At 40.6% G+C, this 23,478-nt stretch carries 25 protein-coding genes; 4 read left to right on the top strand and 21 right to left on the bottom strand.

Translation table 11 applies throughout. The features are described from left to right. Positions 1 to 152: 152 nt before the first annotated feature. The 17 genes from ftsX to AB2B49_RS08330 all read right to left on the bottom strand — a co-directional run bounded on the left by ftsX (position 153) and on the right by AB2B49_RS08330 (position 15,089). Entirely contained in the window at positions 153 to 1,079 is a 927-nt protein-coding gene (gene ftsX, locus AB2B49_RS08410; protein WP_049504944.1) for a permease-like cell division protein FtsX, read from the bottom strand. After that, entirely contained in the window at positions 1,072 to 1,764 is a 693-nt protein-coding gene (gene ftsE, locus AB2B49_RS08405; RefSeq protein WP_000022275.1) for a cell division ATP-binding protein FtsE, read from the bottom strand. The genes ftsX and ftsE overlap by 8 nt, the downstream gene beginning before the upstream one ends. Positions 1,765 to 1,781: 17 nt before the next feature. After that, positions 1,782 to 2,877, bottom strand: a protein-coding gene (prfB, locus tag AB2B49_RS08400; RefSeq protein WP_320692062.1) for a peptide chain release factor 2 whose coding sequence is annotated in 2 segments (ribosomal slippage) — positions 1,782 to 2,804 and positions 2,806 to 2,877 — 1,095 coding nt in all. Because the reading frame shifts where the segments join, the coding sequence is not laid out codon by codon here. Between the two features lie 110 nt (positions 2,878 to 2,987). Next, complete coding sequence (locus AB2B49_RS08395; protein WP_000268645.1) at positions 2,988 to 3,644, bottom strand: CBS domain-containing protein; 657 nt, start codon at positions 3,642 to 3,644, stop codon at positions 2,988 to 2,990. Positions 3,645 to 3,796: 152 nt separating this feature from the next. After that, positions 3,797 to 5,224: a cytosine permease gene (locus tag AB2B49_RS08390; RefSeq protein ID WP_049504942.1), complete on the bottom strand. Its 1,428-nt coding sequence runs from the start codon at positions 5,222 to 5,224 to the stop codon at positions 3,797 to 3,799. 1 nt (position 5,225) lies between these two features. Beyond that, positions 5,226 to 5,411, bottom strand: coding sequence for a hypothetical protein (locus AB2B49_RS08385; RefSeq protein ID WP_000859102.1), 186 nt, complete (start codon positions 5,409 to 5,411; stop codon positions 5,226 to 5,228). A gap of 1 nt (position 5,412) precedes the next feature. After that, a complete protein-coding gene (locus AB2B49_RS08380) occupies positions 5,413 to 7,191 on the bottom strand; it encodes a phosphotransferase (protein WP_320692061.1) in 1,779 nt (592 codons plus the stop codon). A gap of 354 nt (positions 7,192 to 7,545) precedes the next feature. Continuing rightward, positions 7,546 to 8,256, bottom strand: a complete 711-nt coding sequence (locus tag AB2B49_RS08375; protein WP_000062207.1) for an ABC transporter ATP-binding protein — start codon at positions 8,254 to 8,256, stop codon at positions 7,546 to 7,548. Next, positions 8,256 to 9,020 carry an ABC transporter ATP-binding protein gene (locus tag AB2B49_RS08370; RefSeq protein WP_001186014.1) on the bottom strand — a complete coding sequence of 255 codons (765 nt, stop codon included), beginning with the start codon at positions 9,018 to 9,020 and terminating at the stop codon, positions 8,256 to 8,258. The genes AB2B49_RS08375 and AB2B49_RS08370 overlap by 1 nt, the downstream gene beginning before the upstream one ends. Beyond that, positions 9,020 to 9,976 carry a branched-chain amino acid ABC transporter permease gene (locus tag AB2B49_RS08365; protein WP_000856262.1) on the bottom strand — a complete coding sequence of 319 codons (957 nt, stop codon included), beginning with the start codon at positions 9,974 to 9,976 and terminating at the stop codon, positions 9,020 to 9,022. Before AB2B49_RS08365 ends, AB2B49_RS08370 begins: the two co-directional genes overlap by 1 nt. 3 nt (positions 9,977 to 9,979) lie before the next feature. Continuing rightward, positions 9,980 to 10,849: a branched-chain amino acid ABC transporter permease gene (locus AB2B49_RS08360; protein ID WP_000941413.1), complete on the bottom strand. Its 870-nt coding sequence runs from the start codon at positions 10,847 to 10,849 to the stop codon at positions 9,980 to 9,982. A 119-nt stretch (positions 10,850 to 10,968) separates the two neighbouring features. Continuing rightward, positions 10,969 to 12,129 (bottom strand): ABC transporter substrate-binding protein, encoded by a 1,161-nt coding sequence (locus tag AB2B49_RS08355; RefSeq protein ID WP_049504938.1) that lies wholly within the window; start codon positions 12,127 to 12,129, stop codon positions 10,969 to 10,971. Positions 12,130 to 12,216: 87 nt separating this feature from the next. Further along, the gene (locus AB2B49_RS08350; RefSeq protein WP_000462100.1) at positions 12,217 to 12,486 is read right to left on the bottom strand and encodes a YlbG family protein; all 270 of its coding nucleotides are present in this window, start codon (positions 12,484 to 12,486) and stop codon (positions 12,217 to 12,219) included. Positions 12,487 to 12,564: 78 nt separating this feature from the next. Then, positions 12,565 to 13,155 (bottom strand): ATP-dependent Clp protease proteolytic subunit ClpP, encoded by a 591-nt coding sequence (clpP, locus tag AB2B49_RS08345; RefSeq protein WP_000613467.1) that lies wholly within the window; start codon positions 13,153 to 13,155, stop codon positions 12,565 to 12,567. 172 nt (positions 13,156 to 13,327) lie between these two features. After that, positions 13,328 to 13,957, bottom strand: coding sequence for a uracil phosphoribosyltransferase (upp, locus tag AB2B49_RS08340; RefSeq protein WP_000515974.1), 630 nt, complete (start codon positions 13,955 to 13,957; stop codon positions 13,328 to 13,330). Positions 13,958 to 14,045: 88 nt separating this feature from the next. Then, positions 14,046 to 14,513: a deoxycytidylate deaminase gene (locus AB2B49_RS08335; RefSeq protein ID WP_320692060.1), complete on the bottom strand. Its 468-nt coding sequence runs from the start codon at positions 14,511 to 14,513 to the stop codon at positions 14,046 to 14,048. Between the two features lie 18 nt (positions 14,514 to 14,531). Next, positions 14,532 to 15,089, bottom strand: a complete 558-nt coding sequence (locus AB2B49_RS08330) for a TetR/AcrR family transcriptional regulator (protein WP_000003897.1) — start codon at positions 15,087 to 15,089, stop codon at positions 14,532 to 14,534. A gap of 124 nt (positions 15,090 to 15,213) precedes the next feature. Here AB2B49_RS08330 and AB2B49_RS08325 point away from each other — a divergent pair, with 124 nt between their 5' ends. Genes AB2B49_RS08325 through AB2B49_RS08315 form a run of 3 tightly spaced genes read left to right on the top strand, consistent with a single transcriptional unit; the run spans position 15,214 to position 17,767 of the window. Continuing rightward, on the top strand, positions 15,214 to 16,059 hold the full coding sequence (locus AB2B49_RS08325; protein ID WP_320692059.1) for a DegV family protein: 846 nt from the start codon (positions 15,214 to 15,216) through the stop codon (positions 16,057 to 16,059). Positions 16,060 to 16,116: 57 nt separating this feature from the next. Next, on the top strand, positions 16,117 to 17,292 hold the full coding sequence (locus AB2B49_RS08320; RefSeq protein WP_320692058.1) for a BaiN/RdsA family NAD(P)/FAD-dependent oxidoreductase: 1,176 nt from the start codon (positions 16,117 to 16,119) through the stop codon (positions 17,290 to 17,292). A gap of 19 nt (positions 17,293 to 17,311) precedes the next feature. Further along, positions 17,312 to 17,767, top strand: a complete 456-nt coding sequence (locus AB2B49_RS08315) for an 8-oxo-dGTP diphosphatase (RefSeq protein ID WP_139658811.1) — start codon at positions 17,312 to 17,314, stop codon at positions 17,765 to 17,767. 28 nt (positions 17,768 to 17,795) lie between these two features. Here AB2B49_RS08315 and AB2B49_RS08310 read toward each other — a convergent pair whose 3' ends face one another. Next, positions 17,796 to 18,536, bottom strand: a complete 741-nt coding sequence (locus AB2B49_RS08310) for a MerR family transcriptional regulator (protein WP_139658812.1) — start codon at positions 18,534 to 18,536, stop codon at positions 17,796 to 17,798. A gap of 357 nt (positions 18,537 to 18,893) precedes the next feature. Here AB2B49_RS08310 and AB2B49_RS08305 point away from each other — a divergent pair, with 357 nt between their 5' ends. Then, complete coding sequence (locus tag AB2B49_RS08305) at positions 18,894 to 20,234, top strand: sodium-dependent transporter (protein ID WP_076984439.1); 1,341 nt, start codon at positions 18,894 to 18,896, stop codon at positions 20,232 to 20,234. Positions 20,235 to 20,274: 40 nt separating this feature from the next. Here AB2B49_RS08305 and manA read toward each other — a convergent pair whose 3' ends face one another. From manA to AB2B49_RS08290, 3 genes are all read right to left on the bottom strand, one after another. Then, positions 20,275 to 21,219: a mannose-6-phosphate isomerase, class I gene (gene manA, locus AB2B49_RS08300; protein WP_125417924.1), complete on the bottom strand. Its 945-nt coding sequence runs from the start codon at positions 21,217 to 21,219 to the stop codon at positions 20,275 to 20,277. A gap of 120 nt (positions 21,220 to 21,339) precedes the next feature. After that, on the bottom strand, positions 21,340 to 22,779 hold the full coding sequence (locus tag AB2B49_RS08295; RefSeq protein ID WP_320692057.1) for a 6-phospho-beta-glucosidase: 1,440 nt from the start codon (positions 22,777 to 22,779) through the stop codon (positions 21,340 to 21,342). Positions 22,780 to 22,910: 131 nt separating this feature from the next. Further along, positions 22,911 to 23,171 carry a SemiSWEET family transporter gene (locus AB2B49_RS08290; RefSeq protein WP_001291473.1) on the bottom strand — a complete coding sequence of 87 codons (261 nt, stop codon included), beginning with the start codon at positions 23,169 to 23,171 and terminating at the stop codon, positions 22,911 to 22,913. Positions 23,172 to 23,478 lie beyond the last annotated feature (307 nt).

Raw genomic sequence — 23,478 nt, 5'->3', positions numbered from 1 at the left:
TATACCACTTTTATTTTTTTTGTAAAGGCTTTTATAAAAAAATTGTCTATTTTTTTTAATTTTTAAAAAGGAAAAAGAGAAGTTTACAAAAACTTCTCTTTTAAATATGTATTATTTTTCTGATTTGTACTGCAATTTGCATTTAAATCCAACTAGATCTTCAAGAATCGACGCATCGAAATCCCTGAACCAATTGAACCAATGAAAATTCCGATTATAAATAATAGGACTGTCATCAGAGGGATAAACACATCTGGCGTAATCATTGACAAGTTTTGACCTACCAAGGATTTATTGACCGATTGATAAACCATATTGTAAACAAAGAATACAAGGACTGAAGGAATCGCTGCACCAAGCAAGCCAATAAAAGCACCTTCTAGCAAGAATGGACCACGGATATAGCCATTTTTCGCTCCTACCAGACGCATGATCTGAATCTCACGACTACGTGAAATAATGGTGATACGAATGGTATTGGAAATGAGGAAGACTGCGATAAAAATTAAGAGCCCTGCAATAACCAATCCCCAAACACGGATAAAGGAAGCTAGTTCAAAAAGTCGTTGAGTGTTGGCTCCACCATCTTGAACCTCTGATACTCCCTCAATTTTCTTAGCTTCTTCAGCTACCGTTTTAACATCACTCGGAGAATTTGTATCGACGATATAAGCATCATAGAGAGGATTTGCATCCCCTTCAAAGACCTTCCAATCGTCACCCATTGTTTCCGTTAGTTTTTCGTACTGTTCTTCTTTACTTGAGAAGGTAACACTCTTAACAGCAGGTATAGCTTTCAAAGCATCATAAACCTTGTGGTAGTCATTATTGGTAACTGTCTGACCTTCTTTTACAATCGTTTCACTATTATCCGCTACATCCTTACGAATGTAAACCATTACCCGAACGTTGTTTTCAATATCGGTAGCCAGTTTTGCTGTATTAAAAATTACAGATGCAAACAGGGCAACGAGGGTTAAGGTAATCATAACCGAACTTACTGCTGCTACTGTCATCCAGCCATTTCGTTTTAAACTTTTTAATGATTCAAATAAATGGCGAAAAAATCTACTAATCATCGTATCCATATTCTCCTTTAGCTTCGTCACGAACGACACGGCCATTTTCAATGGCAATGACACGGTGGCGCAAGGTATTTACAATCTGGCTATTGTGAGTCGCCATCAAGACAGTAGTACCTTGGAGATTGATGCGTTCCAACAGATTCATAATTTCCCATGAATTATCTGGGTCCAAGTTTCCTGTTGGCTCATCGGCAATCAATACTTTAGGATTGTTGACAATCGCGCGAGCAATCGCAATCCGTTGCTGCTCTCCACCTGAGAGTTCATTAGGGAAAGAGCGAACCTTATGTTTCAAACCAACCAGGTCCAATACTTCCATAACACGTTTTTTGATGTTGCGACGGCTCTCACCGATTACTTCCATTGCATAGGCAATATTCTCATAAACGGTCTTCTTAGGCAAGAGTTTGTAATCCTGAAAGACTACCCCAACACTACGACGTAGTAATGGAACATCTTTCTTCTTAATTTTAACTAAATTAAAGCCTGCAACTGTTAGGCTTCCTTTTTCGATCTTTACTTCTCGGTATAAAGCTCGAATAAAGGTTGACTTACCTGCCCCAGAAGGTCCTACGATATAGGCAAACTCTCCTGGTTCAATGGTAACAGATACTCCACGCAGGGCAGTCGTTCCATTGTCATACTTTTTGACAACATCTCTCATTTCAATGATTGACATATGAGTTCCTTTCTATCTTAGCTGATTCGCCACTTGAGGTAGGCATCGATAAAACCATCAAGGTCTCCATCCATCACCTTATCTACCTGAGCAACTTCAAAGCTTGTACGGTGATCTTTTACCATAGTATAAGGCGTGAAAACATATGAACGGATTTGGCTTCCCCATGTGATTTCTTTTTTCTCACCTTTAAGGGAATCAACTTCCGCAGCTTTCTTTTCTTGCTCCATTTGATAGAGCTTAGCCTGCAACATCTTCATGGCACGATCTCTATTTCCATACTGGGTACGATCGACCGTTGATTGGACGACAGTTCCCGTAGGAATGTGTGTCAAACGCACACCTGTTGAAACCTTATTGACGTTTTGTCCACCAGCGCCACCTGAACGGAAGGTATCCATTTTGATATCATCTTCACGAATCTCCACTTCGATGGTATCATCCAACTCAGGCATAACCTCTACGGATGTAAATGAAGTATGGCGACGTTTGGCAGAGTCAAATGGCGAAATACGGACCAAACGGTGAACACCCATTTCTGATTTAAGTAGGCCGTATGCATTGGGGCCTTCAAAAGACAAGGTCACAGACTTGATACCTGCTTCATCACCAGCCTGGTAATCCAAGACTTCTACTTTAAAGCCTTTGGCATTTCCATAACGAGTATACATACGAAGCAACATATCGCCCCAGTCCTGTGCCTCAGTACCACCAGATCCTGGATGGATTTCTAAGATTGCATTATTATGGTCATAAGGTTCTGACAAGAGAAGGGTCATCTCGTAGCTGTTCATCATCTTATCCAGTTCTGTCAACTGTTCGACCAGTTCATCATGGACTGACTCGTCTTCTGCTAAAAAGTCCAATAAAATCTCAACTTCATCCTGCAACTCTTCCATTTTACGGAAGGTGTTGTAGGTGTTTTTTAATTCATTTAATTCTTGCGACGTTTTTTGGGCCGCGATATTATCGTTCCAAAAATCAGGTTCTGTCATCTTGTTTTCCAAGATGGCAATCTCTTCCTCTAAGCCTTCGAGGTCAAAGAGACCCCCTAAAAGAAGCTAATTTTTCACGATTTGCGTCAATTTTTTGACGAATTTCTGAAATGTCCATAGATACTCCTTTTCATATCGTTTTATTATACCATAATCTCTCATTTCTTTCCATATTTTGCTTTTCACAGCTTTTGATGGCAGAAGAAAAGAGGCTCTAAAGCCTCTTGTTTAAAGGACTTTGGCAGAGGTATGAGTAATCTCCTCCACTTGAATTCCTTCTTTTTCAAACTTATCTTTTAATGAAGTCAAATCGATTTTTCCATCAATTTGAACTTCGATGACGACCTTGCCATCCTTACGTGGAATGTTTACAGTATGGGAAATATTTAAATCCTCTTCTACAATTAAAGCTACAATTTTCCCCAGTACTCCGACTTCATTTTCTGTAATGAAACGAACCCGAATCCCCTCTTCTCCGTATCCGGCGATTTCCAAGAAAGCCTGAAAAACATCGCGATCTGTAATGACACCGTAGACCTGATGATTGTCTACGACTGGTAATATCCCAATTTTATTTTTCAGCATCAGGTAGGTCGCATCTTCTAGACTAGCATAGCCAGAAACCGTCACGACATCTCGAATCATTACATCTTTTACTTTGGTTTTATTCAGAAGATAATTCATCTCATAGATAGAGAGACTGGTTGCTTTAGATGGGCTGGCTTCCGCAATGGTTCCTTCTGTTACCAATCCGACTAATTGATCGTTTTCGATAACAGGTAAACGGTGCAAACCTTGCTCGCGCATCAAATCTGCTGCGTGTGCTACAGTCGTATCTGGACTGATATAAACTACCTTACGGGTCATGAAATCTTTAACTGCCATGAGACTTCTCCTTCTATATTGCTACTTTTATTATACACTTTCTTAGAAAATCTATCAAACGCTTTCATCTCTTTTTCAAGATTTTGAATAATCTGAGAAATTTGCATAAAATGCCAGTATAAATTAAGAGGGAACCGTAGTCCCCTCTCTTCTTAAATAGTAACAGTGTCTCGATCTTTTATCATATAACGTTTCAGTAGGCTAAGACTGGCTAGCCAGTATAGTAGACCACCAAATAGCGCAGTAAATCCGCTACCCGTTGTAATTAAAAAGATTGGACTTTGAATTTGTGCAGTTACAGGGTTGTAGACAAATAGTACCGCTACCAATAAGGAGATAAATACGCAAGACAAGCCAACTAAGTTAAATCCTTTAGTAAATTCGTAGGCGTCATGCCCTTCAAGGAAATAGGCTGAACGCAAGTCGAGTTTTCGTTTTCTTAAGATAAAATAGTCGACAACAATCATACCAATAATTGGCCCCTGAATATAGGCTGCTAGGGAGATGAAGGATCCGAAATACTCTTCTACTCCTCCCCAGATAGTGAGTAGACTCACGTAAACCATGGCAATCCAAACCATTAGTTTATAGCTTACTTTGGGCATCCCACTTTTTACAATCATACAGTTCACGTATGATCCTGTCCCCTGGGTTCCAATATTAGCAAAGGCTACTAGTAGTAGACTTAAGAGAGCAAAGGCTGGGGTGCTTAGAGTTGATAGCATGGTTGTTGGATCACTTTCATACACGCCTGTTTTGACAAACATGGCTAGAGCCATGACTCCACCTGTCGCAACGAAGAATGGAGCCACAACTCCGTATGATAAGGCTGTAGCCCAATAACCACTGCGTTCTGATTTTGCTAAACGTGGTAAAACCAATGCTTGTGTAGACCAAGAAAAGGCAAAGGCAACATTTCCTTCTCCGGAGAGCATGAAGCGTTCTAATGGCGTCAAATCTCCTTGAGTGGCTGGTTGGATATTCATAATATCCGTTATAGGAACGGCGACAAAGCAGATTCCAACGATAATGAGACCGACAATCAATAAGGCGATAACCAAGAAGCGATTGGTCCATTTAATCACTTCTGGGCCACCAAGAGCAATGAGAGTTCCAAGCAGAACACAGAGGGTACCAAGAATAGGCGCCCATACTCCCTTGTCCAAACCAAGACCAAAATTATTTGCCAAATGGATCATGGAACTAGCAAAAAGATTGGCCGCAACAGCATACCATCCAAAGTTAGCCAAGCTAATAATGGTTGATAACAGGGCTACACCTCTTTTTCCTAGAACAGCTCTCAACCAAATCCACAAATCAATTCCATACTTAACCGCAAACAAAATAGGAAGACATTCAATGAAGACCCAGATAATGTTAAAGCTAAAAATATTTATCAACATTTGATTAAAGGTCAAATATTGAGCTACATAGGCTCCTTGGGTATAACACCAAGTAGCAATGGCAAAACCACTTGTCGATAGAAAGAGATCCCAGAAAGAATACTGACGATCCTTATTGGTCATGGGAACAATTCCGGTTATGGTTTCTTGTTGGATATAGTCATTCATTTTAGACATGTTATTGAATTCCTCCCGTCATTGCTAAGATAATCAAAATAAGGTTGATTAGGACTATGGAGATGATTAAAATGAAATCACTTTTTAGGAAGGGTTGAACAAACTCGTAGTTTGGCGACTCCATTTCTTCCAATCTTCTCTTTGTTTCAGTTGCTACTAATTCTTCAATTTCAGATGTCGTTTTCATCTTAGTTTTCCTCCAAATACAAATCAAGAGCTAGTTGTCCATATTGTTTGGTATAGCGATACCAGATGTAGAGAAATTCACCAACTGGTTTTCCGACACTCTCCTGGAACAAAGCCCACAAGAACCAATAATATGAGGTTACTGCTACATAAGCCAAATAGTGACGTTTGTTTTTCTTATCTGGTACTTCTTGCAAATACAATTCCAGTACTTTTTCAGCATCCTCTACGGTATAATTGGAACAAGCGATAAAGGTCCCCAAATCTCCTGCTGGCTCTCCCATTCCAGAATATTCCCAATCAATCAAGCTCATTTCGCCTGCTTCATTCAACAAGAAATTAGGACTATAGGAATCTCCATGACAAAGAACAACCTGTTTCGGATCATTCTGTAAATAGTTTTTGAGAAGTGAAACAGTTTTATCCAAGTCCTCGAGGCCATCAAACTCAAATCGATTTCTAGCCTTCAATTTTTCTCTAAAATCATCAATTCCCTCAAATTGGTCAAAGGAATGTTCCGTTTTTTCTCCAGATTGGTGTAAGCGTCTCAAGAGGTCCATTGCTTGTGTCACATCATCCCAATTATCATAATCCAGTTGCTTAGCATTGGGAATAAATTCTGAAATTTTCCAGCCCTCATCCTTGTTCATAGCTACGAAGGTACGGTCAATCTTTAATTTTGCAGCAATTTCCATTGAAGCTGCTTCACTAGCTCGGTCGATATAATTTTCCGTTCCCCTGCCCGGATGACGGTAAACATATCTTTTTCCTAGACAGTCAAATGAAAATGATGTGTTGGTTAACCCATCTTTTAGAGGTTTGATATTGACAATATCTGAAGCCACACACTTTAATGTCTTACAGATATTATCGATAATAGCTGAGTCTGCATTTACCAAATAACGTTCATCAAATTGACGGAGTTCATCTAGAGAGTCGAATTCTTTAACAATATCCGCTGAATAGTGGCGTGCTTCTAAAAGTAGTTCCTTGACATGGCGACTATAGTAATCCTCCCAAAGCTGTTCACGATAAGGTTCGTGTTTAAACTCGGTTTCTAAAATTTCCTTGAATTTCTTGCTAAATGCACGGTCAAAATAAACGTGCCCCACCATGGCCCAAGTATTTTCTCCACCAATTTGGATATCAATGATGGTGTGATTCGAATCCTCTATCGCACAATATTCGTCCGTTTGACCTTCTGCAAATATCGTCGAGTAATAACCACTATAAATATATTGCTCAAACGGATTTTCCACAAAATAATTATCCGATGAACAAATATAAGTGTTGGAAAGTTGATCTTTAACCAACATAAGAGATGAGCAGTTATTGTATTTGTAGTAATCATTATTCACTACAATTTTTACACCAAACTTCTCTGCAAGATAGAACATTTTTTCTTGAAGATAGCCTACAATAACAGTTATATCTTCTATTCCTGCTTCTTGCAGCTGTCTGATTTCCCTCTCTATCAAGCGTTCCCCCTTGACTTGAAGCAATCCTTTTGGAATCTCATAAGACAAAGGAGCAAAACGACTACTCATGCCAGCAGCCATTATAATGGCATTTTCTACTCGATAGGGTTCTAAAACTTTTTGGCCCAGTTCGGTTAAGTGAAGCTCCTCATCAACCCACTTCTCTTCTTTCAGTTTTTTCAATAATGTGTTAATTGTTCCTAAAGATAGGTCTAACTCTTCAGCTAACTGTCTCTGAGTAAAGGTCTTTTCTTTATGTATCAACATAAAACGCAAAAGTTTAAATTGTTTCTCTGTTAGCATTTCTCAGTCCTCCTGTTCAATTTTTTCTTACTCATATTATAATATGAACAAAAATGACTGTCAATTCAAATAGGGAAACAATGAGTAAAAATTAAGGCCTTCTTCCCTTTCCTCAAAAACATATAAATAAAAGAGCTCCTTATTCTGGAGCCCTGAAATATTTTATATTTTTGATAAGTAGTCGTATTAGGTTTCGCTTGGTTGCAATCCTTATCTGCCGACTAAAAAGGTCCCCCGGGTCTATAGGGAAATTGCTTTCGCAACTCTCATCTACCGACTATAAAACAATCCACTGGATTGGATGATTACTTGCGCAATCCTTATCTGCCGACTAAAAAGGTCCCCGGGACCTTTTTAGCCACCTAGATATGCTTTTCTGACTTCATCTGATGCTGCGAGCTCTTTTCCTGTTCCTGATAGGACGATCTTGCCTGTTTCAAGTACATAACCACGGTCAGAGATAGCAAGAGCCTTGTTAGCGTTCTGTTCAATTAGGAGAACTGTTGTTCCTTGCTTCTGAATATCTTGAATGATATCAAAAATTTCTTGGATAAAGATAGGGGCAAGTCCCATTGACGGCTCATCCAAGAGAAGGAGCTTAGGTGTAGACATGAGAGCGCGTCCCATAGCAAGCATCTGCTGTTCACCACCTGAAAGAGTTGCTGCATCTTGGTTTTTACGTTCTTCCAGACGAGGGAAACGTGAAAAGACTTTTTTCAAGTTAGCTTGATTTTCTTCACGATTTTTCTTTAAAAAGGCTCCCATTTCCAAGTTTTCCATAACAGTCAAGCCTGGAAAAACATGGCGTCCCTCAGGAACTTGTGAAAGACCACCTGCCACGATTTTTTGCGCTGGCAACTTTTGAATTTCTTTTCCCAAAAACTGAATTTTACCAGCACTTGGACGAACTAAACCTGAAAGGGTACGAAGAATGGTTGTTTTACCAGCACCATTGGCACCAATCAAGGAAACAACTTCACCTTCATTAACCTCGAAACTTACATCACGAACTGCTTGGATCATACCGTAATGCACAGAGAGGTTTTCAACTTTTAACATAGACATTAGGCTTCACCTCCTAGATAAGCTTCAATAACGCGTTTGTTGTTCTTGATCTCATCCGGAGTCCCATGAGCAATCAACCGACCATATTCAAGAACATAGATACGCTCAGTGACTTCCATAACCAAATTCATGTCATGTTCGATCAGCATGATGGTAATTTTAAATTCATCTTTGATACGACGGATCAATTCTGTCAATTCAGCTGTTTCTTGTGGATTCATACCAGCTGCAGGTTCGTCCAAAAAGAGGATCTTAGGTTCAGTTGCCAGAGCACGAACAATTTCTAATCGACGTTGTTGACCATAGGCCAGATTCTTCGCAAGAGTATCTGCGTCGCCATCCAAATCAAAAATCTTCAGTAAGTCCAAAGCTTTGCTTTTTAATTCTTCCTCGTTCTTATAAAAAGCTGGTAGGCGTAGGAAGCTCGCAAGAACATGTTGTTTATGATGATTGCTAAATGCAATCAAAACATTTTCCAAAACTGTCAAGTCCTTGAACAAACGAATATTTTGGAAGGTACGACTGAGACCAAGTGAGGCAATCTTATAGGGAGTTTTCCCATTTAGGAGATGTCCATCTAGTGTCACAGTACCTTCGCTTGGTTCATAAACGCCGGTCAAGAGATTGAAAAGGGTTGTTTTACCAGCCCCGTTTGGTCCAATCAGACCAACCAATTCTCCCTCGTTCAATTCAAGAGTGACATCTCCAACAGCTGTTAGACCGCCAAAATGTTTGGTTAACTGTTTAACTTCAAGTAATGCCATTAGTTTTGTCCCTCCTTCTTAGATTTTTTAAAGAAACGTGATAGACTCAATTCCCATGTCCCAAGAAGTCCACCTGGTCTGAAAATCATGACCAATACAAGAGCCAAAGCGTAGATGATCATACGCACGCTTGCTACATCCTGAAGGAGCATATTTAAAATTCCTAAAACAATCGCTGAAACGATGGTACCAGTAATCGATCCAAGTCCACCAAATACAACGATAATCAACACGTTGATGGAATTAATAAAGGTGTAATCTTTTGGGACAACAGAACCGATAAAACCGGCCTGAAGTGAACCAGCAATACTTGCTGTAATGGCTCCAAAGACAAAAGCAATAATCTTGATCTTTGTAGTGTTTACCCCAACAGACTCTGCAGCAATCTCATCCTCACGAACAGATAGAGTAGAGCGTCCAATTGGACTACGTAAGAAGTTGAGAGTTGCAATAGTTGTGATCACCACAAATAGATAAACCATTTGCCAGTTGGTAAAGTTTGGAATACCCAAGATACCTGCAGCACCGTTGGTCAAACTTCCACCATTAATGATAAAGATACGAATGATTTCTGAAACACCTAGTGTCGCAACAGCCAGGTAGTCACCCTTCAAACGGAGTGTTGGAATACCAACGAGCAAAGCGACTGCACCAGAAATCAAGGCACCCAAAACCATCGCTCCAAAGAAGGCGCCATAGGTTGGTGATTTTGAACCAATAATCGCTGCTGCATAAGCACCAATCGCCATAAAACCTGCATGACCGAGTGAGAATTGTCCTGAAAAACCAACGATTAAGTTCAAACCTACTGCAAGGATGATATTAATCCCAATTTGTTCTAAAATTTGAACATGAAATAGATTGAGAACACCAGCAGAAACCAGTACACTAATCAATCCATAACCCGCTAACAGAAGGAATAACCAGAGAATATTTACTTTAAGATTTGTCTTCATTGTTTACACCTTCTCTTTCACATTCTTACCAAGGATACCTGCAGGTCGAACAATCAGAATCAAAAGCAAGATTCCATATACGATAGCATCACGGAAATCAGACATACCAAAGGCAGTAGCAAATGTTTCCAACAAGCCAATCACAAATCCCCCTAGAGCTGCACCAGGAATAATTCCGATACCACCGAGTACGGCCGCAACGAATGATTTTAGACCTGGAGTCACACCCATCAAAGGTTCAAGAGAGTTGTAGTAAAGGGCAATGAGGACACCCGCTGCACCAGCAAGAGCTGAACCCAAAGCAAAGGTAAAGCTGATTGTACGATTTACATTAATTCCCATCAATTGAGCTGCGTCACTATCAACTGATACCGCACGCATGGCTTTCCCCATTTTTGTTTTTTGGACGATCAATTGTAATAAAACCATCAAGAGGACAGAAACTGCTAAAATCATCAATTGAACATTTGTCAAGCTAATTGGTCCCAAGTCAAAGCGGACTGTTTCAATTGCTTGAGGGAAGGCACGAGTATTGGCGCCTACTAGATAAACCATTCCGTATTCCAGTAGGAAAGACACCCCGATGGCAGTAATCAATACAGCAATACGTGTAGAGTGTCGTAAAGGACGGTAGGCAAGAAACTCAATCACAACACCAAGTAGTGCGGTCCCTGCCATTGAAATAATTAAAGCTAAAAAGAAATCCATTTGGAAAGAATTAATCAAAAAGTAACCAATAAAGGCACCCATCATGTAAATATCGCCATGGGCGAAGTTGATGAGTTTGATAATTCCATAAACCATGGTATAACCCAGAGCCAAAAGTGCATAAACACTACCCAGAATTAGACCATTCACAAGTTGTTGGAGCATAGCATTCACTCTTTTCTATCGTTATTTTTTAGAAAATTTCATTATTTTCACAAGTTCATAAACACCGAAACAGGGAGTGAGTCAAAGGCTCATTCCCCATTTCAATTACTATTCTAATGTTATGGTTTTACAACTTCTGCTTCTTCAACCTTACCATTGTTCATGGTCATCATGTAAGCAGTTTTCACTGTATTGTGGTCAGCATCAAAGCTTGTTTGACCAGTTACACCATCAAAATCTTTGGTTTTAGCAAGGTTGTCCTTGATTTCACCTGAGTTTTTAGCACCTTTTGCAGCATTTGCTACTAGGTAAACTGAGTCATAGGCCAAAGCTGAGAATGTTGAAGGCTCTTCGTTATATTTAGCACGGTATGCTTCAAGGAAAGCTTTAGCTTTTGCAGAAACATCAACTGTAGTTGAGAATCCGGAGATGAAGTAAATGTTTGATGCTCTTTCAGCAGTTGCTTGTTGAACAAATTCTTCACCGTTAAATCCATCACCACCAATGATTGGTTTATCAATTCCCATACCACGAGCTTGGTTTACAATTTTACCAGCTTCTGTGTAGTAACCTGGAACTACGATAGCGTCAAACTCTTTGTCTTTCATTTTAGTAAGGGCTGCTTGGAAGTCAGTATCACCTGCTACAAACGTTTCATCTGCTACAATCTCACCCTTGTATGCTTCGCGGAAAGATTTAGCAATACCTTTTGCATAGTCACTAGCGTTGTCAGTATAAAGAACAACCTTCTTAGCATTCAATTTGTTTGTTACATAGTTAGAAATAATCTTCCCTTGGAAGCTATCTTGGAATGTTCCGATAAATAGGTAATCTTGACCTTTAGTCAAACCGTCTTGAGTAGCACTTGGTGAAATCAATGGCACTCCAGCTTTAGTAGCGTTAGCTACAGCTGCAGCAGTTGCACCAGATGTCGCAGGTCCTACAATAGCTGCTACTTTTGATTGGGTAACAAGGTTTGTAGTAACAGAGGCTGCTTCAGCAGTTTCTGACTTGTTGTCTTTGTCCACAACTTCGATTTGTTTTCCATCAATTCCACCTGCAGCGTTGATTTCGTCTACAGCAAGTTGGGCACCTTTTTGTTCAGCTGTACCGTAAGCTGCCACAGCACCTGTCTCTTCAAAGTTAAAACCGATTTTAATTGTTTTTTCGTCTACTGGATTTCCAGTTGTGTTTGACGTTCCTGACTTGACCTCTCCACAGGCAGCAAGAAGAGCCACACTAGCAAGAGCCACAAAAGATAGGGCAAATTTTTTCTTCATTTTTAATCTCCTTATAGTTGTTTCAAAAATTGTATGTTAAGAATATACCGAATTATCAGAAAATTGTCAATACATTTATTTAATTTTTTAAATGATAACGTTTTCTTCGTTACGATAGAGATTGCCAACGAAAGGAGTTTCTAGCTCTTGAATATGGCAACGTCTAATTTTCTTGATATATCTTTCCTTACCTAATCTCTCAACTAAGTCATCTAACTCCTCAGTTGGAACATAGAGCTGCAAGTAACGATGTTTTTTGGAATGGTAACAGATATCACCGTATTCCTGAATTTTTTTTGCATCTCGATTATAGTAGAGATAGATGATTAATCCTGATCGATTTGTTTTTTCAAACATGAGGGATCCTCTTTCTAAGAAATCTTCTCCTATTATATCAAAAAAAGCGAACTCCGTCGAGTTTGCTTTCTAGGTTGCTTAGCTTAAAGAATTATTAGCCATGATTTCATCAATAAAGCCATATTCAAGTGTTTCTTGGGCACTCATCCAGTAATCACGTTCAGCGTCAGCATGAATTTGCTCGACTGATTTACCAGAGTTATCTGCAAGGATTTGCTCCAAAGTCTTACGAGTTTTAAGCAAGTGCTCTGCAGCGATTGCCATATCTGTCTGTTGGGTACCACCACCTGTACCACCCATTGGTTGGTGAATCATGTACTCTGCATTTGGAAGCATGAAACGTTTGCCTTTTGCTCCACTTGATGCGATGACTGTCCCCATGGATGCAGCCATCCCCATAACGATTGTTTGGACATCTGCCTTGATAAAGTTCATGGTATCAACGATTGCCAAACCAGCTGACACAGAGCCTCCAGGTGTGTTGACATAAAGGTAAATATCTTTTGTGCTGTCTTGGGCATCCAAGAAAAGTAATTGGGCGATAACAGAGTTGGCCATGTTGTCTTCAACTGGACCTGTTAGCATGATGATGCGGTCTTTCAGAAGACGAGAGTAAATGTCATAGGAACGTTCTCCACGGCTTGTTTGTTCAATAACTACAGGAATCATTCATTTCTCCTTTTATGTTGAATTTTCTTAGTCTTACGACTCAATACAGAACTATTATATCTTTTTGGTCAAAAAAGGTCAAATTTTTGTTCTATTCTCTAAACAGAAACAAAAACTCAACCTCCTTTCAAGTTAAAAACGAACTTCTAGTTTCACTATTTACTTTGGGATTTTATTTAGTACCGAACAAGCGGTCTCCAGCATCTCCAAGACCTGGAACGATATAACCGTGTTCGTTCAAGCGTTCATCCAAAGCTGCTGTAAAGATCTCTACATCTGGGTGTGCTTCTTGAAGAGCTTTCACTCCTTCTGGAGCAGATACTAGGCAGACAAACTTGATATTTGAAGCGCCACGTTTTTTAAGTGAATCTACTGCCAAGATTGCTGAGCCACCTGTTGCCAACATTGGATCAACGACAAAGATTTGACGTTGGTCAATATCCTCAGGCAATTTCACCAAGTATTCAACTGGTTGAAGGGTTTCTTCATCACGGTACATACCGATATGACCAACTTTGGCTGCTGGAACCAAGCTCAAGAGGCCATCTACCATCCCGATACCTGCACGCAAGATTGGGACAATCGCCAATTTTTTCCCAGCCAATTGTTTTTGAACGGTCTTTGTGATAGGTGTTTCGATTTCCACATCTTCAAGTGGAAGATCACGAAGTACTTCATATCCCATCAACATTGCAATCTCATCAACTAGTTCACGAAAAGCTTTTGTAGAAGTATCTGTACGTCGCAAGATTGACAATTTGTGTTGAATGAGTGGATGATTAATGACTTCAATTTTTCCCATTTTCTGAGTTCCTTCTTTCAATTTATTCTTCTTATTATATCAAAAAACGGTTTAAAAAGCTTTCTAAACCATTTATTTTTATTAATTTTTAAATCAAATCTGCCTCTTGAAGAGCTGTCTGAACAGTCTCTAATGGTAAATGGGTCAACTCGGTGCCTTTTTCATGATAAAGGTACTGGGCATAGTCATCCATTCGGTACTGGTTGATATAAACCACGCACTTACAACCAACTTGTAGCAGTTGTTTGGTGCAGTTCAGACACGGAAAATGGGTCACATAGGCTGTAAATCCTCTTGGAACCCCTCGTTCGGCTCCTTGCAAGATGGCATTAACCTCGGCGTGAAGGGTTCGAACACAGTGACCTTCAATGACCAGACATTCGTGGTCAATACAGTGCTCCGTTCCTGATACGGAACCATTATAGCCAGTTGAAATGACTTTATTGTCCTTGACGAGGACCGCTCCCACCTTGGCACGTTTGCATGTCGAACGATTGGCAATCAGTAAAGCCTGGGCTGCAAAGTACTCATCCCAAGCCAGTCTTTTTTCTGTCATAATTCTTCTCCTTATCCCCTATTTTTTGAAAAATGGCAAGCGTAAATCTGCAATCTTTTCAGCTGGAACCTTCATGCCATCCTTGATCCATTTGAGCAGAACTGATACGATGGCAGAACTCCAAAAGGAATGAAGGTAGCTGCTAACGCCTTTTGACTTTCCATGGTATTTTTCTAGAAATTCCTGCATGGCTTGGACAAAAATCTTTTCCAAATGATAGTCCAGAGCAAGTTGGATAACCTTGGCTTCTTTCTTGGCTGCGCGGAAAAGGTGTACCCAGACTAGATAAAGGTCTGTTTTGACATCGTAGTGGCTCAACTGTTCCATAATGTTATGGACACTGCGTTTAAAAACACTTTCCAAAATCTCTTCTTTGGAGTCATAGTTACGATAGAAGGCAGCACGAGAGACACCAGCCCGTTTGACCAGCTCCGAAATGCTAATCTTGGCCAAATCTTTTTTCTCTAGAAGTTGCAAAAGAGCCGTCTCGATTGCTTCTCTGGTTAAAAAATTGGATTCTTGATTTGATTTTCTGAGATTTTCAAGAGATTTTTCAGATATTTTACGTTCAGACATAACAATTTCTTTCTACTTGTGACAACAGAGAGGTGGTACTTTTGTTTCAAGGGCTTTCATGATATAATTGTAAAAAAAGACAGAACCTTTGTCAATGTATAAGTGACAAAGATGGAGAATTTCTATGACTTGGAAGATTGTAGCTGACTCTGGTTGTGATTATCGTCAACTGCCTACTCTTGCTATCGATACTGAATTTGTGAGTGTTCCTTTAACCATTCAAGTAGCTGATCAGGTCTTTATCGATGATGCCAATCTCGACATTGACCACATGATGGAAACCATGTATGCGACTTCTGAGGCTTCAAAATCAGCTTGTCCTAGCCCTGATGATTACTTGCGAGCATTTGAAGGTGCTAAGCATATCTTTGTCGTTACTATCACTGGTACTCTTTCAGGTAGCCATAATAGTGCACAGCTCGCTAAGAATATCTATCTGGAAGAACACCCTGACACTCAGATTCATGTGATCGATACATTGTCTGCAGGTGGTGAGGTTGACTTGATTGTCGAGAAAATCAATAGCTTGATTGATCAAGGACTTTCTTATGAGGAAATTGTTGAAGCTATTACAGCCTACCAAGAAAAAACGAAGTTGCTTTTTGTACTCGCTAAGGTTGATAACTTGGTAAAAAATGGTCGTTTAAGCAAGCTGATCGGTACAGTTGTCGGTCTTCTCAACATCCGTATGGTTGGGGAAGCAAGTGAAACTGGAACCCTAGAACTACTCCAAAAAGCGCGTGGACCAAAAAAATCCCTTCAAGCAGCCTATGAAGAACTCATCAAGGCTGGCTACGCTGGTGGCCGTATCGTCATGGCTCATCGCAGCAATGAAAAATTCTGTCAGCAATTGTCAGAACGCTTGCTGGAAACCTTCCCACAAGCGGATATCAAAATCATCCCGACATCTGGTCTCTGCAGTTTCTATGCAGAAGATGGCGGTTTGTTGATGGGATATGAAATCAACTAAGATTATGAGCAACAAGAGATGTCAAGCATCTCTTGTTTTTTGTGGTACAATAGAGCTATGAAACATTTTGATACTATTGTCATTGGTGGAGGACCTGCAGGTATGATGGCTACCATTTCCAGTAGCTTTTATGGTCAGAAAACTCTACTCATCGAAAAAAATCGAAAACTTGGGAAAAAATTAGCTGGAACGGGCGGTGGTCGTTGTAATGTGACCAACAATGGAACTTTAGATGACCTATTAGCTGGCATCCCTGGTAACGGGCGGTTTCTTTACAGTGTCTTCTCCCAGTTTGATAACCATGATATCATCAACTTTTTTACGGAAAATGGTGTTAAACTCAAGGTCGAGGACCACGGACGCGTCTTTCCTGCTAGTGACAAGTCTCGGACTATTATCGAGACACTAGAAAAGAAAATCACTGAACTCGGTGGTCAAGTTGCTACTCAAACAGAAATTGTTTCGGTTAAAAAGATAGACGACCAGTTTGTCCTTAAGTCCGCAGACCAAACCTTCACTTGTAATAAACTGATTGTTACAACTGGTGGTAAATCCTATCCTTCTACTGGTTCTACTGGTTTTGGGCATGAGATCGCCCGCCATTTTAAACATACCATTACTGAGCTTGAAGCTGCTGAGAGCCCATTGTTGACTGATTTTCCACACAAAGCGCTTCAGGGGATTTCACTAGACGATGTGACCTTAAGCTATGGTAAGCATGTCATCACTCACGATCTGCTCTTTACCCACTTTGGTTTGTCGGGTCCTGCTGCTCTGCGTATGTCTAGTTTTGTCAAGGGAGGTGAAGTCCTTTCTTTGGATGTCTTACCTCAACTTTCTGAGAGCGACTTGGTAGCATTTCTAGAGGAAAATCGGGAAAAATCCTTGAAAAATGCTTTAAAAACTTTGCTTCCAGAACGCTTGGCAGAATTTCTTGTGCAAGTCTATCCTGAAAAAGTCAAACAACTGACTGAAAAGGAACGTGAACAACTTCTCCAGTCCATCAAGGCCCTCAAAATCCCTGTGACCGGAAAAATGTCCCTTGCCAAATCCTTTGTCACCAAAGGCGGTGTCAGTCTTAAGGAAATCAATCCCAAAACCCTCGAAAGCAAGCTCGTTCCTGGACTCCACTTTGCTGGTGAGGTACTGGATATCAATGCCCACACGGGTGGCTTTAACATCACTTCTGCCCTCTGCACCGGCTGGGTGGCAGGAAGTCTACATTATGATTAAAAATCAAAGGTTATAAAGAATGAATAGAAGAGAAACAGTCGAATTTGTCAATATGTGTATGATTCAAAATGGAGACAAGGTCCTGGTCCAAGACCGAGTTAGTCCCGACTGGCCTGGCATTACTTTTCCTGGTGGTCATGTTGAACGTGGCGAATCCTTTGTCGATGCTGTCATTCGTGAAGTGAAAGAAGAAACTGGTCTGACCATTTCCAAACCCCAACTCTGTGGTATCAAAAACTGGTACGATGACAAGGATTATCGTTATGTCGTCCTTTTTTACAAGACAGAACACTTTACTGGTGAACTCCAGTCTTCAGACGAAGGGAAGGTTTGGTGGGAGGATTTTGACAATCTGTCTCATCTAAAACTTGCTACTAATGATATGTCTGATATGCTTCGTGTATTTTTAGAGGAGGATCTGAGTGAATTCTTCTACTATAAAGACGGCGAAGATTGGCTTTATGATTTGAAGTAAAAAATAGGCTAGGAAATTCCTAGCCTATTTATTCTGCATTTGTCTGAACGTAAGCAGCAATGACATCTGATGTGTACTTGGCTGTTCCAGGTCCAAATTTGTCAATGTTTTCCTTAAACTCTGGGTTGTAGACGTAGCCTTTGCCGATATGACCGAATACCTCAATAGAGCAGTCAAATCCATAAGTACGAATAGCTTGCAAGAGGTTGGCTGCTTCTTCTTGGTTTTCGACCGCTGTTGCAGTTAGTCCATTTTGAAGGTTTTGTGCCAAGGCTTGAAAAACTTGGTTGAAGGCGGCTGTGGCCTCTTCTTCGCGACCTTTTTGGCGTTCGAGAGCCTGATCCATGACTTCTTGTCCATACTTCTCTACCGCTTCTTGGTGGTATTTTTGATTGTCTTGATAGCTAAATCCAGTGAATTTTTCCTCAATCGTCATTTTTCTTTCTCCTTTTTGTTCTTGAATGGTTTTTTGCAAGGTGGAAATCAGGGTATCCAGATGTTGCCTTTCTCGAGTCAAATAGTCCAACTGTCTGGTCAAATGGGGCAATAAATCTGTCCTTTCTTCCTTTAATAGCTCTGCTATTTTTTCTAAAGAAAAGCCTAGATATTTGTAATAAAGAATGACCTGAAGTCGTTCCAAATCCTCTTGACTATAGGTTCGATAGCCGTTTTCCGACTTTAAGGGAACCAAGAGCCCTATCTTATCGTAGTGATGCAGGGTCTTGACAGAAACACCTGAAAGCTGCGCAGCTTCTTTTATATGGTACATGATTTCCTCCTTATACTCAATGAAAATCAAAGAGCAAACTAGGAAGCTAGCCGCAAGCTGTACTTGAGTACGGTAAGGCGACGCTGACGTGGTTTGAAGTTGATTTTCGAAGAGTATTACATTGATAGTATAACCCCTCCCCTTAGGTCAGAGTCAAGCGTTTTTACGAAAAATTTTTAACTTTTTGGGAAAGGTGTGAAAACTTGAAAATGGTTTTCTTGACAGACCTTAGAAAACATGATAGGATAGTCAAGTCTATCAATCAAACAGAAGGCTCATAAAGAGCCATTGAGAGAGGGCTATTTGACAACTCAAGTAGCCTTTTCTTATTTTAAAAAACGAGATCGGAGTTCAACTATGTCAGAAAAATCGCAATGGGGCTCGAAACTAGGCTTTATCCTAGCATCTGCTGGTTCAGCCATCGGACTTGGAGCCGTTTGGAAATTTCCCTACATGACTGCTGCTAATGGCGGTGGAGGCTTTTTACTAGTCTTTCTTATTTCTACCATTTTAATCGGTTTCCCGCTCCTGCTTGCTGAGTTTGCCCTTGGCCGTAGTGCTGGCGTCTCTGCTATCAAAACCTTTGGAAAACTTGGCAACAATAGCAAATACAATTCTATCGGTTGGATTGGTGCCTTTGCCCTCTTCATCCTTCTCTCCTTCTATAGTGTTATAGGGGGATGGATTTTAGTCTATCTAGGCATTGAGTTTGGGAAATTGTTCCAGCTTGGTGGAACGGGTGATTATGCTCAGTTATTTACTTCAATCATTTCAAATCCAGCCATTGCCCTTGGCGCACAAGCTGCCTTTATCTTGTTGAATATCTTTATTGTATCACGTGGAGTTCAAAAAGGGATTGAAAGAGCCTCAAAAGTTATGATGCCTCTGCTCTTTATCATTTTTGTCGTGATCATTGGGCGCTCGCTAAGCTTACCAAATGCCATGGAAGGCGTTCTTTACTTCCTCAAACCAGACTTTTCAAAACTAACCAGCGCTGGTCTCCTCTATGCTCTGGGTCAATCTTTCTTTGCCCTCTCACTAGGGGTGACAGCCATGCTGACCTATGCTTCCTACTTGAACAAGAAAACCAATCTGGTCCAGTCAGGGATTTCCATCGTAGCCATGAACATATCGGTATCCATCATGGCGGGACTAGCCATTTTCCCAGCCATGTCAGCCTTCAATATTCAGTCTGAAGGGGGACCTAGCTTGCTCTTTATCGTCTTGCCCCAACTCTTTGACAAGATGCCCTTTGGAACCATTTTTTACATCCTTTTCCTCTTGCTCTTCCTCTTTGCGACGGTCACTTCTTCTGTCGTTATGCTGGAAATCAATGTGGGCAATATCACCAATCAGGATAACAGCAAGCGGGCTAAGTGGAGTGTGATTTTGGGAATCTTGACCTTTGGCTTTGGAATTCCTTCAGCCCTATCCTACGGAGTCATGGCTGATGTTCACATTTTTGGAAAGACTTTCTTTGATGCTATGGATTTCTTGGTTTCCAATCTCCTCATGCCATTTGGGGCTCTCTGTCTGTCTCTTTTTACTGGCTATATCTTTAAAAAGGCCCTTGCCATGGAGGAACTCCATCTTGATGAAAGAGCATGGAAACAAGGACTTTTCCAAGTCTGGCTTTTCCTCCTTCGTTTCATCATTCCTATTATCATCATTGTGGTTTTTATCGCCCAATTTATGTAATTAAAAAGGACTTGAGTAGTAAACTCAGGTCCTTTCTTTTTTATGGATGACTAACAATCAATTCCAAACCTTGACCTTCCAAGGTCCAAGCTTCGACATCACTTGGTAGGATAAAGTGGCTGCCTTTTTGGATTGGATAGTTTTTCCCGTCAACAGTTAGTTGGCCTTGACCAGCTAAGACACTGAACAGGCTGTAGTCAGCTGTCTTTTCAAAGTCAACTTTGCCAGTGATTTCCCACTTGTAAACTGCGAAGAACTCGCTGGATACAAGGAGAGTGGAACGTAGATCATCTGCTTTGATAGTTACAGGACGGCTATTGGCAGGCTCTCCAATGTTTAAAACATCGATAGATTTTTCAAGGTGAAGTTCACGCAAGTTGCCCTTGTCGTCCTTGCGGTCAAAGTCATAAACACGGTAGGTGGTATCGCTAGACTGCTGAGTTTCAAGAATCAAGATACCTGCTCCAATAGCGTGCATGGTTCCGCTTGGTACATAGAAGAAATCACCAGCCTTGACTGGCACTTTTGTCAACAGCGCATCCCAGTTCTTATCCTCAATTTGCTGGCGAAGTTCTTCTTTTGATTTGGCATTGTGACCATAGATAATCTCTGAACCTTCGTCTGCTGCGATGATATACCAGCACTCTGTTTTTCCGAGCTCGCCTTCATGTTCTAATCCATAGGCATCGTCTGGGTGAACTTGGACGCTGAGCCAGTCATTAGCATCGAGAATCTTGGTCAATAGTGGAAACACAGGTTCTGGACGGTTACCAAACAATTCACGATGTTCCGCATACAAAGTAGCAAGGTCTGTTCCCTCAAAACGACCATTGGCCACCTTTGAAACGCCATTTGGATGGGCTGAGATGGCCCAATATTCTCCTATTTTTTCACTTGGGATGTCGTAGCCAAACTCATCACGTAGCTTGGTTCCACCCCAAATTTTTTCTTGCATAACTGATTGTAAAAATAATGGTTCTGACATCATATTCTCCTGTCTGATTTTTCTCCCCTCATTATAGCAAAAAGCTCCATCTAATTGAACTCTTTTTCACATCTTATAAAGTAGGGAGAAGATTTTATAAAAATAGTGAACAAATGTGCTCTACTCAATGCTTGCACCATTGCTGGCAATGACATCCTTGTACCAGTAGAAGGACTTCTTCTTGCTACGTTTGAGACTTCCATGACCTTCATTATCACGATCCACATAGATAAAGCCATACCGCTTGTTCATTTCGCCTGTTCCAGCCGAAACCAGATCGATACAGCCCCAAGTCGTATACCCAAACAAGTCAACTCCATCTTGGTAAATGGCATCTCGCATAGCCTTGATATGAGCCTCTAAGTAAGCAATCCGATAGTCATCTGCTACATAACCATTCTCATCCGGTGTATCCATAGCACCTAGACCGTTTTCCACGATGAACATTGGCTTTTGGTAACGATCCCAGATAGCATTGAGGGTGATACGAAGACCAAGTGGGTCAATCTGCCATCCCCATTCTGAGGATTCTAGATAGGGATTTTTGAGGGAGGCAAAGACATTTCCAGCAGTTAATTCTTTAACTTCTGGATCACCTGAGGCCACTCGACTTGCATAGTAAGAGAAGGAAACAAAGTCAACAGTGTGATTCTTCAACAAGTCCAAATCCTCTGCCGTCATTTGAATCTCAATCCCCTCACGCTCCCAATGCTTCTTTGCGTAATTTGGGTATTCCCCACGCGCTTGAACATCAATGAAGAAGTAACTCTTGCGATCTTCCTCCATAGCAGCCCAGTAATCTCTCGGATGGGCTGTGTTAGGATAGTATTGCCCTGCTGCCAACATACATCCCACCTTGTTTTCTGGGTCAATTTCGTGGGCAAGTTTAGTCGTCATGGCTGAAGCCACCAGCTCATGATGGGCCGCTTGATATTTGACCTGTTCTTGATTTTCTCCTTCTTCAAAACAGAGCCCAGCTCCCATAAAGGGGGCATGGAGAATCATGTTGATTTCGTTAAAGGTAAGCCAGTATTTGACCAAACCCTTATAGCGGGTAAAGAGTGTGCGACAAAGTTTTTCATAGAAGTCTAACATCCGACGATTACGCCATCCACCGTACTCTGTAATCAAGTGCATAGGACAGTCGAAATGAGTGATAGTCACCAGAGGTTGGATACCATACTTGTGGCACTCCTTAAATAAATCCTCATAAAAGGCTAGACCAGCTTCATTTGGCACTGTTTCGTCGCCCTTAGGAAAAATCCGAGTCCAAGCAATGGATAGACGATAAGTCTTAAAGCCCAATTCCGCAAAAAGGGCAATATCTTCCTTGTAATGATGGTACATATCAATAGCTTGCTTGGCTGGGTAAAAATAGCCCTCCTCAAACGAAAACATCTTTTTCTGACCTGTGATAATGGCTTCACGGTCTGGACCAATCGGCACCACATCCACATTAGCAAGACCACGACCGTCCTGATTATAAGCACCCTCACATTGATTAGCCGCCGTTGCACCACCCCAGAGAAATCCTTCTGGAAATTGTAGTATTTCTGTCATCACTTTACCTCGATTGATTTATTACTTCTATTATACTAAAAAGGAGGCAAAAAGTTTGGAACCCTCTGGATAATAATAGCACTAAACTTACTCTTATATATACGAAAAAAAGACTGAAACCAGTCTTCTTTTTAAATTAAAGCTGTGATAGCCGTTACTAGGCCAAAAACGATACCCGGTGCATTAGCAGCCGCAAGGGGAATATCTCTTTCTTTCTTGAAAAGACCGTAGTAAACCCAGAGACTACAGTTGATGGCAGCAACCAAGGGCTGGATGAAATTTCCTTTTTGACCAGCCAGATTGTTCATGATTTGTGGGAAGTAAGACACATACATCATAACAGACATGAAGGTCGCTACCCAACCCAAAATTTTCATTTGTTTTTCAGACATTTTCAAAACCTCTTTCATTTTTACTGAATCTTATTTTAAAATATTCTTTCAAAACAATCAAGTCTTTAAAACTTTTGTTATAAAGATATAAACTATCACAATCTTGTTATAAGAAAGAGGGAACAGAAAAAAGACCGAATTGCTCCGTTCTGTTTACTCAATCAAATATTAGAAAATGAATACTCCTTTTCAATGAATCGATTGATTGATGGTAAATAAGCCGTTAGAAATTATTGACAGTATCGAAATTTTCTAGTAAAATGAATTTTGTTAATACCTAAATGGTGTGTAGTTTTCTATCAACATA

Origin of the sequence: Streptococcus jiangnanensis (assembly GCF_040888325.1) — a bacterium.
GTDB lineage: Bacteria > Bacillota > Bacilli > Lactobacillales > Streptococcaceae > Streptococcus > Streptococcus jiangnanensis.
The sequence above is the reverse complement of the archived record's forward strand: the minus strand, read 5'-3'. Positions and strand labels throughout refer to the sequence as shown.